Here is a 15,463-nt window from a genome sequence, read left to right as displayed (position 1 = left end):
GGAACGCTAGTCCGGATGATCTCCGGCCCGCGCCCGACACGCCTCTACGAGCTATGCCCGCGGCATCAGATTGTCGGAGCGCCGCCGTACCCTCAAAGCGTGGCTGACAAGAGTTCGATTGAGTGGACCGAGGCCACGTGGAACCCCACAACCGGGTGCGACCGCATCAGCGCCGGTTGCGACAATTGCTACGCTTTGACCCTCTCCAAGCGGTTGAAGGCGATGGGTAATCCGAAGTACCAGCTTGATGGAGACCCGCGAACGAGCGGGCCGGGCTTCGGGGTGCAAATGCACGAGGATGCCCTAAACCTGCCACGCCGGTGGCACAGCCCAAGAACCGTCTTCGTCAACAGCATGTCCGACCTGTGGCATGCGCGAGTGCCCGATGCCTTCATCAAGCGGGTCTTCGACGTCATGGTCGAGACGCCGCAGCACACCTACCAACTACTCACGAAGCGACCGAAGCGCCTCGCAAGGATGGCCGACAGATTGCCATGGACGAGCAACATCTGGATGGGTGTCTCCGTAGAGGACCAGTCTGAGGCGTGGCGAGTCGATGAACTACGCAAAGTGGCGTCAGCCGTCCGGTTCATTTCGGCGGAACCGCTCATCGGCCCGGTCGATCTCGACCTCACAGGCATCGATTGGCTGATCGCAGGAGGAGAGTCAGGACCTAACTACCGGCCGGTCGATGCGAAGTGGATTCGCAGCCTGCGGGACCAGTGCGAGCGTGCCGGTGTTGCCTTCTTCTTCAAGCAATGGGGCGGTATCCGTGCGAAGTCAGGCGGTCGCGAGCTGGACGGGCGTACCTGGGACTCGATCCCGTACAGCGTCATCCCCCGCGTAACTTCGGAAAGTGCCTCTGACCGGCTGAAATTTGGTGGAGCTAAGGGGATTCGAACCCCTGACCTACTCGATGCGAACGAGTCGCGCTACCAACTGCGCCATAGCCCCTGATCGCTAGCAGGCTACCAGTTCCGGAGCAGCACCAGCATCGCCAGGGACTACTCGCCGACGGCCCGCGGCAAGTCCCTGGGCCACCCGTAGTTGCGCATGGGCATCGCGTAGTCGAGGTGCTCGAAGATCGGGTCCTCGTCGTCGATCTCCAGCACCACGGCACCCGGGCGCCGCAACCGCGAGGGCACCACGTCGTACTCACGCTCGTATGCGTTTTCCACGCCCAGCCGCGCGCGGGCCATCCGCTGCATCCGGCGCCGACGCACCTTCTCCTCGATGCGGGTTTGCCGGCGCAGATAGCCGAGGTAGAGCACCGTCACCGCGGTGGCGCTGCCGCACACCCACCATGCGGTCGGCGACACCTTGAATGCGGCGGTCGCCGAGCCGACCAACACGACGGCCATCACCATCAGCACGCGCTTGCGGAAGGCGTATTTGCGGGCGCTGACCGCTGCGGCGGTCTTGGAGTCGTATCGACGCTGCCGCCGTAAGCCCGGGGATGCGACGGCCGCCCGCGCTTCCGCGTCGTCTTCGGGATCCTCTTCCGGCTCCAATCCAGAAGAGTCGTCGACGTATTCATACCGGTCGTCCTGCTCGTCGTCGTCGGCCTCTTCATCCTCGGCGTCGGTCTCGTCGACGGGATCGGACTCGTCGGCAGCGCTGGCGCCGGCCGGAAGGGCACCCGAATCCTCGATGACGTCGACATCCAGGTAGTCGGGCTCGGCCTCCTCGGCGAGCTCGACCTTCATGACAACCGGGCGTGCATCCGGGAACTCTTCAGTCTCCGCGTCCTCGTCGTCGGCGAAGTCCTCGTCAGCGACGTCTTCCTCCGGCTTCCAATCGGGGTCGCTGCGGTGACCCGCGGCCGGACCAGCGCGCTTGAGCAGACGGGATCCGGCGCCGTTGAGCACCCGCGTCGCCAACGCGACGTCGCTGGTGCGGCGCACAGCGTCGCGTTTGCTGATGAGCATCGGAACCAAAACGAACAGCCACAGCACCACGAGCGAGATCCACAACAACGATTGCGGGATGCTTGGCATGATGACCTGCTCCTTCTGGCCTGGATCCCCCGCGAGGCTCATCGGCGGCCTGCGCGGCCGGGTCACAGCGACCAGCACAATTACACACCTGTAATTTGCCCCCTACAAGCACCAAACGTCACTCGTGTCGCGCTAGCCACAGCTACGAGCGGCCGGTTACGTCCAACTCGCGTGCCCCGAGCGGACCAGGGTGGAGGCCACCGACCCGTACACCTCTTCGATGGTGATCGCCATCAGCAAGTGGTCGCGCCACGCGCGGTCCACCTCCAGGTAGCGGCGCAGCAAACCCTCTTCCCGGAACCCGACCTTGGCCAGCACGGCCCGGCTCGCGGCGTTCTCCGGACGCACGGTGGCCTCCACGCGATGCAGCATGACGGGACCGAAGCAGTGGTCGAGACCCAGCGCCAACGCCGCGGTGGCCACCCCGCCGCCGGTCGCCGATCGCGGTACCCAGTAGCCGATCCACGCCGAGCGCAGCGCGCCGTGCGTGACGTTGCCGATGGTCAGCTGTCCGCAGAACCGCCCGTCGAGCTCGATCACGTACGGCAGCATGCGCCCCTTGCGCGCCTCCGAGCGCAGGCCCGAACACAGTGCGGGCCACGCCGACACCGCATGCCGGGTCGCCCAATCGCCGTCCGCGCTGGGCTCCCACGGCTCCAGGTGCGCGCGGTCAGCCAACCGGATGCGGCTCCACTGCACGCCGTCGCGCATCCGCACCGCGCGCAAGCGGACCACGCCCGCGGCTACCCGCAGCGGCCCAACGTCCAAGGGCCAACCGGGATGCCGGGCATTGGTGCGCAACAGGTTCACGGGCGGGCGCAGACGTTGCACTCAGCCACGCTGAGCCAGGAAGGCGACGTCGACGATCTCACCCGTACGAATCTGCTCGGCGCCACTGGGAACCACAACCAGACAATTGGCTTCGGCGAGCGTCGCCAACAAATGCGACGTCCCCGGGGCCCCGCCCAACGCCTGCACGAGGTACTCACCGGTGTCCTGATCCCGCATCAGCTGACCGCGAAGATAGCCCTTGCGCCCGGCCACCGACGTGATCGGCGACAGCGTGCGCGCCTGCACGATCCGACGCATCGGCTGCCGCTTGCCCAGCGACAGCCGGATCAACGGCCGGACCATCACCTCGAAGACCACCAGCGCGCTGACCGGATTGGCCGGCAGCAGAAACGTCGGCACGCCCTCGCGCCCCAGCTGCCCGAAGCCCTGGACGGATCCCGGATGCATGCCGACGCGCACCACCTCCATCTCGCCGAGCTCGGCCAGCACCGAGCGCACCGCCTCCGCGGCCGCGCCGCCCACCCCGCCGGCGATCACGACGATCTCGGCGCGATTGATCTGACCCTCGACGACCTCCCCCAGCTCTTTGGGGTCGTTGCTGACGATCCCGACGCGGTTGACCTCTGCCCCGGCATCGCGGCCCGCGGCCGCCAGCGCGTAGGAGTTGACGTCGTAGACCTGCCCGTTGCCCGGGGTCCGCGTGATGTCGACCAGCTCGCCGCCCACGGCCATCACCGACAACCGTGGGCGCGGGTGCACCAACACCCGGTCCCGGCCGACCGCCGCCAGCAGCCCCACCTGGGCCGCGCCGATGATCGTTCCGCCGCGCACGGCAACGTCGCCGGGCTGCACGTCGTCCCCGGCGCGGCGCACATAGGCGCCCGAGGGCGCGCCGCGCAGAATCCGCACCCGCGAGGTTCCGCCGTCGGTCCACCGCAGCGGCAGGACCGTGTCGGCCAGCGTGGGCAGCGGGGCGCCGGTGTGCACCCGGACGGCCTGGCGCGGCTGCAGCCGGCTGGGGGTACGGGCGCCGGCTTCGATGGTTCCCATCACCGGCAGGACCAGCCCGTCGCGGGCATCCTCGTCGGCGAGCGGCTCGCCGGCATCGTCGACGCCCTCGGTACCCAGCTCGCCCACGCCCAGCACGTCGACGCTGCGCACCGCGTAGCCGTCGATCGCGGCCTGATCGAACCCGGGCAGCGGCCGTTCGGTGACCACTTCTTCGGCGCACATCAATCCCTGCGCCTCGGCGATCGCGACCCGTATCGGACGCGGGGCCACCGCGGCGGCCGTTATCCGGGCCAGCTGCTCCTCCACAGAACGCACAAGCGCGCCTCTCTGCCCTCAAGCCTGACGGGACCGTGCGTCGCCGGGCCCGCTACTGCTCGGTCAGGCCCAATCGCGCCACCAACCACCGCCGCAATTCCGGGCCGTAGTCGTCACGATCCAATGCAAAGTCAACCGCAGCCTTGAGGTAGCCGCCGGGATTTCCCAAGTCGTGTCGAGATCCGCGATGCACGACGACATGGACGGGATGGCCCTCTTTGATCAACAGCGCGATCGCGTCGGTCAGCTGCACCTCACCGCCGGCCCCGCGGTCGATGCGGTGCAGCGCATCGAAGACGGCACGGTCGAGCACATAGCGGCCGGCCGCGGCATACATCGACGGCGCGTCTTCGGGTTTGGGCTTCTCGACCATCCCGTTGACCTTCAACACGTCTGGGTTGTCCCCGGGGCCCGGCTCGACATCGAAAACGCCGTAGGCACTGATCTCTTCGGGCGTCACCTCGATGGCGCACAACACCGTGCCGCCGTAGTCGGCGCGCACCTTCGACATCGTCTCCAGCACGCCGGTCGGCAGCACCAAGTCGTCGGGCAGCAACACCATGACGGCGTCCTCGTCGGCCGTCAGCGTGGGCTCCACGCAGCTGATGGCGTGTCCCAATCCGAGCGGCTCGGCCTGCACCACGGACTCGACCTTGATCAGCTGCGGCGCCCGACGCACCTTGTCCAGCATGGCTTTCTTGCCGCGCGCCTCGAGCGTGCCCTCCAGCACCAGGTCCTCGACGAAATGCGCGACGACGCCGTCCTTGCCCTCGGAGGTGATGATCACCAGGCGCTCGGCGCCGGCGCCGGCAGCCTCGGCCGCGACCAGCTCGATGCCGGGCGTGTCGACGACGGGCAGCAGCTCCTTGGGCACCGTTTTCGTCGCCGGCAGGAAGCGCGTGCCCAGGCCGGCCGCGGGGACGATCGCCGTGAACGGCACCGGGACTTCTGGGCGTGACATCGTTCAAACGATAGCCCCCACGGAGTCTGCGGCCTTGTTGTGGCGGCGCGACAGGCCGGGCTGTCATCGTTGAGCCATGGCGACCCCGGGCAAGGCCGCGTTGCGGCAACAGCTGCTGGCGGCCAGGGAGCAGGTTGCCGACGACGTTCGGGCCGCCGAGGCCCGGCTGCTCACCGAGCGGCTGGAGCCCGTGGTCAGCAATGGCAGCACCGTCTGCGCGTACGCCCCCGTGGGCACCGAACCCGGGTCGATCGACATGCTGGACATGTTGGTGCGCCGGGGAGCGCGGGTGCTGCTGCCGATCGCGCGCACCACGGCCGACGGCACCCCGATGCGGCTGTCGTGGGGCGAATACCGGCCGGGCGCACTGGTTTCCGGCCGCTGGGGGCTACTCGAGCCGCCCGAGCCCTGGCTGCCGGAGTCGGCGCTGGCCGAGGCCGCCCTGGTTATCGTCCCGGCGCTGGCGGTCGACCGTCGGGGCGCGCGGCTGGGCCGCGGCCGCGGCTTCTATGACCGCTCGCTGGACGGCCGAAACCCTCAAGCGCAGCTGATGGCGATGGTGCGCGACACGGAGTTCGTCGACGAGTTGCCCGCCGAGCCGCACGACGTGCCGATGACCCACGTGATCACGCCTAACGGCGGTCTCGTCGCGCTGCCTCCCAGCAGGGAATGAGACACTTCACAGGGTGGTTCTAGCACTTGAGCATGTAGAGTGCTAACCAGGCTTACATTCACGGAGGTTACAAGTGCCGACCTACAGCTATGAATGCACCGAGTGCGGCAACCGCTTCGACATCGTGCAGGCCTTCACCGACGACGCGCTGACGACATGCGAGCAGTGCTCCGGACGGCTGCGCAAGCTGTTCAACTCCGTCGGCATCGTGTTCAAGGGCAGCGGCTTCTATCGCACCGACAGCCGCGAGGCCGGCCAGAAGGCGAAGGCTTCGACCAACGGCTCGTCCACCAGCGACTGGGGGTCGAGTTCGGCCTCGGGCGACAAGAACGGGTCGAGTTCGGCGTCGAGCGAGAAGAACGGCTCCAGCGTGAAGTCCAGCGCGAGCTCCACTGCGTCCACCGCGGCCGCCTCGACCTAACGGGTTATCCACAGCCGGGTTTCGCCGGCGCCATCGCGCTCGCGGCGCTGCGCCTAGCGTTGCCGCGTGGGCGAATCATCGCTGAATCCGACGCTATGGCGTCGCTTGTCGGCGTCGCTACGACCGGACTGGACCCGGACGGTGCTCGCGCGCCGCGCCGCCGCGGGCGGGCTCGTGGTGCTGGCCGGCGTCGCGGCGCTGCGTTCGAATCCAGACGGTGACCGCGTCGACGTCGTCGTGGCCTCCCGTGACCTCACCCCCGGCGCGGCACTAACCCCCGACGATCTCCGGATTGAAAAACGTTTGGCCACAACGGTTCCCGACGGATCCCAAGCCAACCTCGGAACCATTGTTGGCGCGACGCTGGCCAGCCCGACACGACGGGGCGAGGTACTCACGGACGTTCGGGTGTTGGGCAGCCGGCTAGCGGAGTCGACGGCCGGTCCCGGCGCCCGCATCGTGCCGCTGCACCTGGCGGACGGTGCCCTGATCGACCTGCTGCGGGTCGGCGATGTCGTCGACGTGCTGACCGCCCCGGCGACCGACACATCGGCGGGGACTCCGGCCGTCACCAAAGTGGTAGCAACCGACGCCGTGGTCGTGCTCGTTTCTGCGAAGCAGAAGGTCCAGGCTGCGGACAGCGACCGCGTCGTGTTGGTTGCGCTGCCGGCTCGCGTAGCGAACACGGTGGCAGGCTCGGCGCTGGGTCAAGCGGTAACCCTCACCCTGCACTGAGTGGCGTCTGGATCAGGCGGCTGAGTCCTGGGGGCTGGCACAGTACTTGCACTTGTGCGCGGCCTCGGGGATGTCGGACATGCACTCCTGGCATGCCTTGGTCGAGGGTTCCTCCCCGAACACCGTGACCCCACGGCGGGCCTGGATGTGCCTGTAGGGCACCACGATCATGAAATACACGGCCGTCATGAAGACGACGAAGTAGATGATCGCCGAGATGAACGATCCGATATCGAGGAAGGTCGCCTTGTTGCCTTCCTCGCCGAGCTGCCAACCCAATCCGAACTTCGTACCTGGCTGCACGGCCGCGACCAGCGGATTGATCACGCTGTCGGTGAAGGCCTTGACCAAATTCGAGAAGGCCAGGGCCACAACCAGACCGATGGCCACGGTGATCACGTCACCGCGCATCACAAAACTCTTGAACCCCTTGAACACGTGCACACCTCCCGTACTGCCCATTGCGGGGCAACATGACGCCGCCCGAGAAGACGGTACGTTCATTTGTGCGCTATCACACAGTGCCCCGACGATTGGTCATCAAAGGTTGACCGCGCCGTGACGCCGGCAAACGTAAACCCTCGGTCGAATCTTCTGCTCAACCGTGGTGTGGGGGCACGTTCTCACGCAACCACTGCTCATGCTCGTCGATGTCCGAGTCAGGCCGGTCCGTTGACCTCTCAGCCGATTCGGCGCCGAACATCGAGCCGTCCCCGTGCCCGTCGTGACCGGAGGGCCTGCTCGCAGCGGAACCTCGAGGCAACCGGTTAGATCTCCAGGCTCGACAGCTGCCCGATGATCTGCGCGGCAAGCGGATTCAGCGTCGCCATTCCGTCGCGCACCGCGTAACGGGAACCGGCGAGATTGACCACCAGCGTGCTTCCCGACACGCCGGCGAGCCCGCGTGACAACCCGGCGTCGATGATTCCCGCGGCGAGCCCCGAGGCGCGGATTGCCTCGGCGATGCCCAGGATCTCGCGGTCCAGGATGTCGCGGGTGGCCTCCGGCGCGACGTCGCGCGGCGTGACACCCGTGCCGCCGACCGAAACCACCAGGTCCACCCCGCCGATCACCGCCGTGTTCAGCGCGTTGCGGATCTCGACCTCGTCGGCCGCGACCGCCACCACACCGTCGACGACGAATCCCGCCTCGGTCAGCAGCTCGGTGACCAGCGGCCCGCTGTGGTCCTCGTCCCCGTGGGCGGTGCGATCGTCGACCACCACGACCAGAGCCCGGCCGACTACCAACTCCGCACCCGTTTCCATGGGTGCCACCGTATATCCGAGCTCCGACAGCGGTTCATCGACTCTCATCACTGATCCGCCTTGCCGAGCGTGACCGGCACGGTGCGGCTGCCACCGCCGGGATCCTGGAAGGTCAGCGACACCTTGTCGCCGGGTGCCTTGGACCGCACGGCGGCAACGAGGGCGTCGGCATTGTTGATCGGACGATCGTCCACCTTGGTCACGGTCACGCCCTTGGGCACCCCGGCGGTCGCGGCGGCGCCGCCCTGCACGACATCGACCACCTTGGCGCCGGGGGTGCTCTTGTCACTGGTCACCTGGACGCCGAGCGAGGCATGGGTGGCCTTGCCGGTGCTGATCAACTCGTCGGCGATGCGCTTGGCCTGGTCGACCGGAATCGCGAAGCCCAGGCCGATCGATCCGCTCTGGGCGTCGGGCGAATCGGCGCCCAGGGTGGCGATCGCCGAGTTGACCCCGACCAGTTGACCCTGCATGTTGACCAGCGCGCCGCCGGAGTTACCCGGGTTGATCGCGGCGTCGGTCTGAATCGCGTCCAGCACCGTGTTCTGGTTGCCCGACTCGCCGGTCGTCGATACCGGCCGGTTCATCGCGCTGATGATTCCGGTGGTCACCGTGCCCGATAGGCCCAGCGGCGACCCGATCGCCACCACCGGCTGACCTACCCTCAGGTCCGACGAGGAGCCCATCGAGATCGGCGTGAGCCCCGACGTGCCCTGCACCCGGATCACGGCGATGTCGCTGGTGGGATCGGCGCCGAGCACTGTGAACGGTGCGGTGCGGCCGTCGGAGAAGGTCACCGTCGTCTTGGGCGGCGGACCGGCCGGTCCGCCGGGCCCGCCGGGGGCGTTCGGCGGCTGGGCGGCCGCGGCGACGACGTGGTTGTTCGTCAGGATCAACCCATCGGCCGACAGGACGATGCCGGAGCCCTCTTCGGAGGCGCGGCCCATGTCCGTCTCCAACATGACGACGCTGGGCACCACCTTGGCGGCGACCTGTTCGACGGTGCCGGGCGGCATGTTCGCGGCCGGGATGCTGGGCGCGGCCCCCGGGATCAGCCCGGTGCTGCCGCCGCTCGCGGAGTGCGTGCCCAGCTCGACGACCGTGGCGGCGGCGCCGCCGATACCCGCCGACACCACCGCGATCGCGACCGCCCCGACCGTCAATAGGCCCGCGCGCGAACGCTTCTGGGGTGGGGGTGGCATCGGGGGCAGCATCCCGATCGGGCCGGTAGCGCCGGGAATCGGACCCGCACCCGTCCCGCCGGGTATCCGACCCGGCCCGGTGCCGCCGGGGATGGGGCCCGGCCCGGTTCCGCCGAACGGTTCGTAGGGCTGACGGAACTGCGTGGTCTGCGTCGGCTGCGAAGGCTGCGAGGGCTGATAGCGCCAATCCAACTGCTGGTTGTACGGCGGCTGCTGCCCCTGGGCATAAGCGGGGGGCACAGGCTGATTAGGCGCGCGGTATCCCGGCTGCTGCGGCGGTGGCGAATACCTCGGGTCATTCGTCATGTCGCTAAGTCGCTCTTCCTCTAATTGGGCGTGTGTCGGCTCGACTTGGCTCGATTTCCAACAGTAACTGCAACTACCTTGCCTGCGCCGACTGAGAGTCCACTGAGATAACGTTCGCCGAACCCCGAGAGTTCGCGCCGTTGCCGGGCACCGTCACGGCGGAGTCGGTCGTGGCGTCGGAAGCGGGCGTGGGTTCCGTCGAAACCGGCATCGGCCGGCCAGGCAGCAGCACGTAAATCGATGTTCCCGGCGGCTGTCCTCCCGAAACCGTGTCTTCGACACGCAGTAACCCGCCGTGGTTGAGAACCACCTTCTTGACGATCGCCAGCCCCAACCCCGAACCGGGCATCGCCCTTGCCGTCGTCGACCGGTAGAACCGCTCGAAGACCAGGCGACGCTCGTGCGGCGGGATCCCCGGCCCATGATCGGAGACCACCAGCTCGGCGTGCGACGGGTCCAGTTGGCGCATCGTGACACCGACATGACCGCCGGGCGGGCTCCACTTGGCCGCGTTGTCCATGAGGTTCAACGCCGCCCGTGACAGCCCGGCGGCATCGCCGTACACCTGCCACCCGATCACGTCGACGTCGAAGTGAATGTCGTTGCGCCGCCGCCTGACTCGCTCGAGGCTGCGATCGATGACCTCGGACATGTCGACGGTCTCGTGCACCACCTGGCCGGCGTCGTCCCGGGTCAGATCCACCAAATCGCCCACCAGCGTGGACAATTCCTCGATCTGCGCGAGCACATCGGCCCGCAGATCGACCATCTCCTGCTCCGGCAGCCGCGGCGCCCCCGGTTCCATCGAGGCCATCAGCAGCTCGACGTTGGTGCGCAGCGAGGTCAGCGGGGTGCGCAATTCGTGGCCGGCGTCGGTGACCAACCGCGCCTGGCGTTCCCGCGACTCGGCTAACGCCCGCAGCATCAAGTTGAATGCCTCAGTGAGCCTTGCTAATTCGTCGCTGCCGAACACCGGGATAGGACGCAGGTCGTCGGTGCGTGCCACCCGCTCGGCCGCCTCGGTCAGCCGGGCCACCGGGCGCAGCCCGGCGCGGGTGACCATTCCCCCGGCCACCGCGGCGACGGCGACACCGATCCCCCCGACGATCAGCAGCACCCATCGCAATTTGGTCATGACCGCTTCGGTCGGCTTGAGGCTCTTGGAGATCAGTAGCGAGCTGCCGTTGGGCAGGTGGATGGCCAGGATCCGTTGGTCGGAGGCGGTGCGCCGCGACATGAACAAATCACCGCGGATGACGGCCTTCTCGGCCGTGCCGACCGGCAGCGTCTGGCCGGGCTGGTTGGCGGTGTAGATCGAGTGGCCCGGGTTCACCAGCATCGCGTTGACATCGGAATAGGCGGTGCCCTCGATGGCCTTGCCGGGGTCGGCGGCCAGCGATCCGCTGGTGATCAGCAGCTGCGCGCGACTCTCCAATTGGTTGTCGATGTCGCTGTAGAGCGCCGCCGAGATCACCGCGTACACGGCGCATGCCATCAGCACGACGACCATCGCCACCATCGCCATCGCCAGCAGCATCACCCGCCAACGCAAGGACAACGAGCTGGTCGCTCGTAGCGGTGCGCCCCTGCGGTGGTGGAACCGGACCATCAGGGCGGCGTCTCCCGAAGGACGTAGCCAACCCCGCGCACCGTGTGGATCAGTCGCGGCTCACCGTCGGCTTCGGTTTTGCGGCGCAGATAGCCCACGTAGACCTCCAGCGCATTGCCCGACGTGGGGAAGTCGAATCCCCACACCTCCTCGAGGATGCGGCTGCGAGTGAGCACCCGGCGCGGATTGGCGATCAGCATTTCCAGCAAGGCGAATTCGGTGCGGGTCAGGCTGATTCGGCGTTGTCCGCGGGTGACCTCGCGGGTCAGCGGGTCCAGGGTCAGATCGGAGAACGTCATGGCGACCGACTCTGCGGCGTCGTCGGGCTTGGTGCGGCGCAGCAGCGCCCGCATGCGCGCCAACAGTTCCTCGAGGGCGAACGGCTTGGGCAGATAGTCGTCGGCGCCGGCGTCCAGGCCGGCCACCCGCTCGGAGACCGAATCGCGCGCGGTGAGCACGAGGATCGGCAGGTCGTCACCGGTGCTGCGGAGTTGACGGCAGACCTCGAGACCGTCCAGCCGCGGCATCATCACATCCAGAACGAGCGCATCGGGCCGGTCGCTGGCAATCATGTGCAGGGCCTCGACCCCGTCATGGGCCAACTCGACCGAGTATCCGTTGAACGACAGTGACCTGCGCAGCGACTCACGCACCGCGCGATCGTCGTCTACGACAAGAATCCGCACGGCAACTAGTTTCGTCCTAGCGTCTGAGAGCGGGCTGAGAGGCGCGCCGGTTTAGCCCGATCTCGTCACAGAGGTCACACCGGCATCTGCCCGGGAGGGGATGCCCTTTTTGCCCGCCTCAGAGCGACAACTGCGCTAGACGCATGATTTGTCGCTGCGAGGCGGGCAAATCGTGTGGCTGCCGGGCCAGATACGCATGTGGCAGCTGTGACGGCGCGGCGTTGGCGGTCGCGAAAACCCCTAGCGCCGGTCGAGGTCGATCAGACCGAGCCGGGCCGCCTTGAGCAGCCGGCGGGGCAATTTGTGCTGCTGACCTGCCACCGTCACGCTCACGAGCTCGGTCTTGGTGGCCTTCCACTGGGCGCGGCGGCTTCGGGTGTTCGCGCGCGACATCCTGCGCTTGGGTGTGGCCATGGTCGGGCCTTACTCCTTGATCGGGGTTCGGGTCGGTCGGCCGAATGGCGACGATTGCCCATCAGAATAGTCGCTGGCCTGCTGGGCGCCAAAACGGCGGCCGCCGGAGCTTCCTGTCTTTCGGGAGCCGAGGCGGCCGGAGCATGCTGGTATTCACGCTGCTGTCGGCGTCCGGCTATGCTGACCTACCGGTTGGTTGGCTCGATCCCATCGAAGGGAGTGTGTGCATGGTCTCTCGCGCCGGCCCCGTCCGGATCGCGAACTGCTCGGGCTTCTACGGCGACCGGCTTTCGGCGATGCGCGAAATGCTCACCGGCGGCGACGTCGACTACCTGACCGGCGATTATCTGGCCGAGCTCACCATGCTGATCCTGGGCCGCGACCGGATGAAACACCCCGAACGCGGCTACGCGAAGACCTTCCTGACCCAACTCGAGGACTGCCTCGGTGAGGCCTGCGACCGCGGGGTGCGCATCGTCGCCAACGCCGGCGGCCTCAACCCTGCGGGGCTCGCCGACGCGGTCCGCGCGCTGGCCGAGGGCCTCGGCATCGCGGCCCGGGTCGCCCACGTCGAGGGCGACGACCTGCAGCCGCGCGCGGCCGAGCTGGGGCTGGGCACGCCGCTGACCGCCAACGCCTACCTGGGCGCGTGGGGCATCGCCGACTGCCTCGCCGACGGGGCCGACGTCGTGGTCACCGGGCGGGTCACCGACGCCTCGGTGATCGTCGGGGCCGCCGCCGCGCATTTCGGCTGGGGCCGCACCGACTACAACGAACTCGCCGGCGCCGTGGTGGCGGGCCACGTCATCGAATGCGGCATCCAGGCCACCGGCGGCAATTACGCGTTCTTCACCGAAGTACCCGACCTGACCTACGCGGGCTTCCCCCTGGCCGAGGTCAGCGCCGACGGGTCGTCGGTGATCACCAAACATCCGGGGACCGGGGGCCTGGTGAGCGTCGACACCGTCACCGCCCAGCTGCTCTACGAGATCACCGGCGCCCGCTACGCCAACCCCGACGTGACGGCCCGGATGGACAGCGTCGAACTGTCCGCCGACGATCCCGACCGGGTGCGGATCAGCGGCGTGCTCGGCGAGCCACCGCCGCCCACGCTGAAGGTATCGCTGAACAGCATCGGCGGGTTCCGCAACACCATGACGTTCGTGCTGACCGGACTGGACATCGAGGCCAAGGCCGACTTGGTGCGTCGCCAGCTCGAGGCCGCGCTCACGGTCAAACCCGCCGAACTGGAATGGACCCTGGCCCGCACCGACCACGCCGACGCCGACACGGAGGAAGCCGCCAGCGCGTTGCTGCGCTGCGTCGTCCGCGACCCCGATCCCGCCAACGTCGGACGTCAGTTCTCTTCGGCCGCAGTGGAATTGGCGCTCGCCAGCTATCCGGGATTCACCGTGACCGCACCGCCGGGAGACGGCCAGGTCTACGGCGTCTTCACGCCCGGCTATGTCGACGCGGCCCAGGTGCCGCACATCGCGGTGCACGCCGACGGCAGTCGCACCGACATCGCCTGCGCCACTGAGACTTTGGAGCTGGCACCCGCGGATACCCCCCAGCTGCCCGACCGGTTGCCGGCCGGCCCGACGCGACGGGTGCCGCTGGGCCGCATCGCGGGGGCGCGCAGCGGCGACAAGGGCGGCTCGGCGAACGTCGGCGTCTGGGTGCGCACCGACGAACAGTGGCGCTGGCTGGCCAACACGCTGACCGTCGAACTGTTCAAGGACCTGCTGCCCGAGGCGGCCGACTTCGACGTCACCCGCCATGTGTTGCCCAACCTGCGCGCGGTCAACTTCGTCGTCGACGGCATCCTGGGCCAGGGGGTCGCCTACCAAGCGCGCTTCGATCCTCAGGCCAAAGGACTGGGCGAATGGCTGCGCAGCCGCTACGTCGACATCCCCGAAAGGCTGTTGTGAATATCTGGACCACGCCGGAGCGCGAACAGTTGCGAAAGACGGTGCGCTCCTTCGCAGAACGCGAGATCCTGCCCAACGTCGACGAGTGGGAGCGCACTGGCGACCTGCCGCGCGAGCTACACCGTCGCGCCGGTGCGGCCGGCCTGCTGGGCGCCGGCTTTCCCGAGACGGTCGGGGGCGGAGGCGGGGACGGCGCCGACGCGGTGGTCATCTGCGAAGAAATGCATCAGGCCGGCACGCCCGGCGGCGTCTACGCGTCGCTGTTCACGTGCGGAATCGCGGTGCCGCACATGATCGCATCCGGCGACGAGCGGCTGATCGACGAGTTTGTCCGGCCTACCCTGGCCGGCGAGAAGATCGGATCGCTGGCCATCACCGAGCCCGGCGGCGGTTCGGACGTGGGGCACCTGCGAACCAGCGCCGTGTTGGACGGCGACCACTACGTGGTCAACGGCGCCAAGACCTACATCACCTCCGGAGTGCGCGCCGACTACGTCGTCACCGCGGTGCGCACCGGCGGTCCGGGCGCGGCCGGGGTCTCGCTGCTCCTGGTCGAGAAGGGCACACCCGGTTTCGAGGTAACCCGCAAGCTGGACAAGATGGGCTGGCGGTCCTCCGACACCGCCGAGCTGTCCTACACCGACGTGCGGGTGCCCCGGGCCAACCTGGTCGGCGCCCAGCACAGCGGATTCGCGCAGATCGCCCAAGCGTTCGTCGCCGAGCGGATCGGCCTTGCCGCGCAGGCATATTCGAGCGCGCAGCGGTGCCTTGACCTGACCGTGCAGTGGTGCCGCGATCGGGAGACGTTCGGTCGCCCGCTGATATCGCGCCAGTCGGTGCAGAACACGCTGGCCGAGATGGCCCGGCGCATCGACGTCGCCCGCGTCTACTCACGCCACGTGGTCGAGCGCCAGTTGGCCGGCGAGACCACCCTGATTGCATCCGTGTGCTTCGCCAAGAACACGGCCGTCGAAGCCGGGGAATGGGTTGCCAACCAAGCCGTTCAGCTGTTCGGAGGCATGGGCTACATGGCCGAATCCGAAGTCGAACGCCAATACCGGGACATGAGGATCCTGGGCATCGGCGGCGGAACCACCGAAATCCTCACCGCACTGGCCGCCAAGACCCTGGGATTCCAATCATGA

Annotated in this window: 15 protein-coding genes, 1 tRNA gene and 1 pseudogene; 6 read left to right on the top strand and 11 right to left on the bottom strand. The window is 68.1% G+C overall.

Features of this window, described 5'->3' with window-relative positions; all coding sequences use genetic code 11:
• Positions 1–15: 15 nt before the first annotated feature.
• Positions 16–813 (top strand): annotated as a pseudogene (locus tag A5745_RS25380) (DUF5131 family protein); the annotation flags it as partial.
• Between the two features lie 65 nt (positions 814–878).
• Here A5745_RS25380 and A5745_RS20205 read toward each other — a convergent pair.
• The 5 genes from A5745_RS20205 to A5745_RS20185 form a co-directional block, all read right to left on the bottom strand.
• Positions 879–954: transfer RNA gene (locus A5745_RS20205), tRNA-Ala, on the bottom strand.
• Positions 955–1,004: 50 nt separating this feature from the next.
• Positions 1,005–1,997: a gephyrin-like molybdotransferase receptor GlpR gene (glpR, locus tag A5745_RS20200; RefSeq protein WP_139329709.1), complete on the bottom strand. Its 993-nt coding sequence runs from the start codon at positions 1,995–1,997 to the stop codon at positions 1,005–1,007.
• Positions 1,998–2,153: 156 nt separating this feature from the next.
• Positions 2,154–2,807 (bottom strand): GNAT family N-acetyltransferase, encoded by a 654-nt coding sequence (locus A5745_RS20195; RefSeq protein WP_076057631.1) that lies wholly within the window; start codon positions 2,805–2,807, stop codon positions 2,154–2,156.
• A 21-nt stretch (positions 2,808–2,828) separates the two neighbouring features.
• The gene (glp, locus tag A5745_RS20190) at positions 2,829–4,115 is read right to left on the bottom strand and encodes a gephyrin-like molybdotransferase Glp (RefSeq protein WP_076118411.1); all 1,287 of its coding nucleotides are present in this window, start codon (positions 4,113–4,115) and stop codon (positions 2,829–2,831) included.
• Between the two features lie 52 nt (positions 4,116–4,167).
• The gene (locus A5745_RS20185; protein WP_076118409.1) at positions 4,168–5,076 is read right to left on the bottom strand and encodes a UTP--glucose-1-phosphate uridylyltransferase; all 909 of its coding nucleotides are present in this window, start codon (positions 5,074–5,076) and stop codon (positions 4,168–4,170) included.
• Between the two features lie 76 nt (positions 5,077–5,152).
• On the opposite strand from A5745_RS20185, the gene A5745_RS20180 reads away from it, so the two are divergent.
• The 3 genes from A5745_RS20180 to A5745_RS20170 all read left to right on the top strand — a co-directional run bounded on the left by A5745_RS20180 (position 5,153) and on the right by A5745_RS20170 (position 6,905).
• Complete coding sequence (locus A5745_RS20180) at positions 5,153–5,749, top strand: 5-formyltetrahydrofolate cyclo-ligase (protein ID WP_076118407.1); 597 nt, start codon at positions 5,153–5,155, stop codon at positions 5,747–5,749.
• A gap of 73 nt (positions 5,750–5,822) precedes the next feature.
• Positions 5,823–6,170, top strand: a complete 348-nt coding sequence (locus A5745_RS20175; protein WP_076118405.1) for an FmdB family zinc ribbon protein — start codon at positions 5,823–5,825, stop codon at positions 6,168–6,170.
• A gap of 66 nt (positions 6,171–6,236) precedes the next feature.
• A complete protein-coding gene (locus A5745_RS20170) occupies positions 6,237–6,905 on the top strand; it encodes an SAF domain-containing protein (RefSeq protein WP_076118403.1) in 669 nt (222 codons plus the stop codon).
• 12 nt (positions 6,906–6,917) lie between these two features.
• On the opposite strand, the gene A5745_RS20165 is transcribed toward A5745_RS20170, so the two are convergent.
• The 6 genes from A5745_RS20165 to rpmF form a co-directional block, all read right to left on the bottom strand.
• The gene (locus A5745_RS20165) at positions 6,918–7,343 is read right to left on the bottom strand and encodes an MscL family protein (protein WP_076057632.1); all 426 of its coding nucleotides are present in this window, start codon (positions 7,341–7,343) and stop codon (positions 6,918–6,920) included.
• A gap of 329 nt (positions 7,344–7,672) precedes the next feature.
• Complete coding sequence (locus tag A5745_RS20160) at positions 7,673–8,218, bottom strand: molybdenum cofactor biosynthesis protein B (protein WP_076057587.1); 546 nt, start codon at positions 8,216–8,218, stop codon at positions 7,673–7,675.
• Positions 8,218–9,678: a S1C family serine protease gene (locus tag A5745_RS20155; RefSeq protein ID WP_076118401.1), complete on the bottom strand. Its 1,461-nt coding sequence runs from the start codon at positions 9,676–9,678 to the stop codon at positions 8,218–8,220. The genes A5745_RS20160 and A5745_RS20155 overlap by 1 nt, the downstream gene beginning before the upstream one ends.
• Before the next feature lie 73 nt (positions 9,679–9,751).
• On the bottom strand, positions 9,752–11,287 hold the full coding sequence (locus A5745_RS20150; protein WP_076057589.1) for a HAMP domain-containing sensor histidine kinase: 1,536 nt from the start codon (positions 11,285–11,287) through the stop codon (positions 9,752–9,754).
• Positions 11,287–11,973: a two-component system response regulator MprA gene (gene mprA, locus A5745_RS20145; protein ID WP_076057590.1), complete on the bottom strand. Its 687-nt coding sequence runs from the start codon at positions 11,971–11,973 to the stop codon at positions 11,287–11,289. The genes A5745_RS20150 and mprA overlap by 1 nt, the downstream gene beginning before the upstream one ends.
• Before the next feature lie 240 nt (positions 11,974–12,213).
• Positions 12,214–12,387 carry a 50S ribosomal protein L32 gene (gene rpmF, locus A5745_RS20140; RefSeq protein WP_076057591.1) on the bottom strand — a complete coding sequence of 58 codons (174 nt, stop codon included), beginning with the start codon at positions 12,385–12,387 and terminating at the stop codon, positions 12,214–12,216.
• Positions 12,388–12,614: 227 nt separating this feature from the next.
• Here rpmF and A5745_RS20135 point away from each other — a divergent pair, with 227 nt between their 5' ends.
• Together A5745_RS20135 and A5745_RS20130 are read left to right on the top strand one after the other, a co-directional pair.
• Entirely contained in the window at positions 12,615–14,318 is a 1,704-nt protein-coding gene (locus A5745_RS20135; protein WP_076118468.1) for an acyclic terpene utilization AtuA family protein, read from the top strand.
• A complete protein-coding gene (locus A5745_RS20130) occupies positions 14,315–15,463 on the top strand; it encodes an acyl-CoA dehydrogenase family protein (protein WP_076118399.1) in 1,149 nt (382 codons plus the stop codon). Before A5745_RS20135 ends, A5745_RS20130 begins: the two co-directional genes overlap by 4 nt.

The organism is Mycobacterium sp. IS-2888, from assembly GCF_001954215.1.
In the GTDB taxonomy this organism is placed as follows: Bacteria; Actinomycetota; Actinomycetes; order Mycobacteriales; family Mycobacteriaceae; genus Mycobacterium.
Note: the sequence above shows the minus strand (reverse complement) of the source record. Positions and strands in the feature narration are given on the sequence as shown.

Bases quoted from the DNA above. Each gene is read 5' to 3' on its own strand.
- glpR (WP_139329709.1), bottom strand. From the start codon at position 1,997: ATGCCAAGCATCCCGCAATCGTTGTTGTGGATCTCGCTCGTGGTGCTG.
- A5745_RS20185 (WP_076118409.1), bottom strand. From the start codon at position 5,076: ATGTCACGCCCAGAAGTCCCGGTGCCGTTCACGGCGATCGTCCCCGCG.
- A5745_RS20180 (WP_076118407.1), top strand. From the start codon at position 5,153: ATGGCGACCCCGGGCAAGGCCGCGTTGCGGCAACAGCTGCTGGCGGCC.
- A5745_RS20160 (WP_076057587.1), bottom strand. From the start codon at position 8,218: ATGAGAGTCGATGAACCGCTGTCGGAGCTCGGATATACGGTGGCACCC.
- A5745_RS20155 (WP_076118401.1), bottom strand. From the start codon at position 9,678: ATGACGAATGACCCGAGGTATTCGCCACCGCCGCAGCAGCCGGGATAC.
- A5745_RS20150 (WP_076057589.1), bottom strand. From the start codon at position 11,287: ATGGTCCGGTTCCACCACCGCAGGGGCGCACCGCTACGAGCGACCAGC.
- rpmF (WP_076057591.1), bottom strand. From the start codon at position 12,387: ATGGCCACACCCAAGCGCAGGATGTCGCGCGCGAACACCCGAAGCCGC.
- A5745_RS20135 (WP_076118468.1), top strand. From the start codon at position 12,615: ATGGTCTCTCGCGCCGGCCCCGTCCGGATCGCGAACTGCTCGGGCTTC.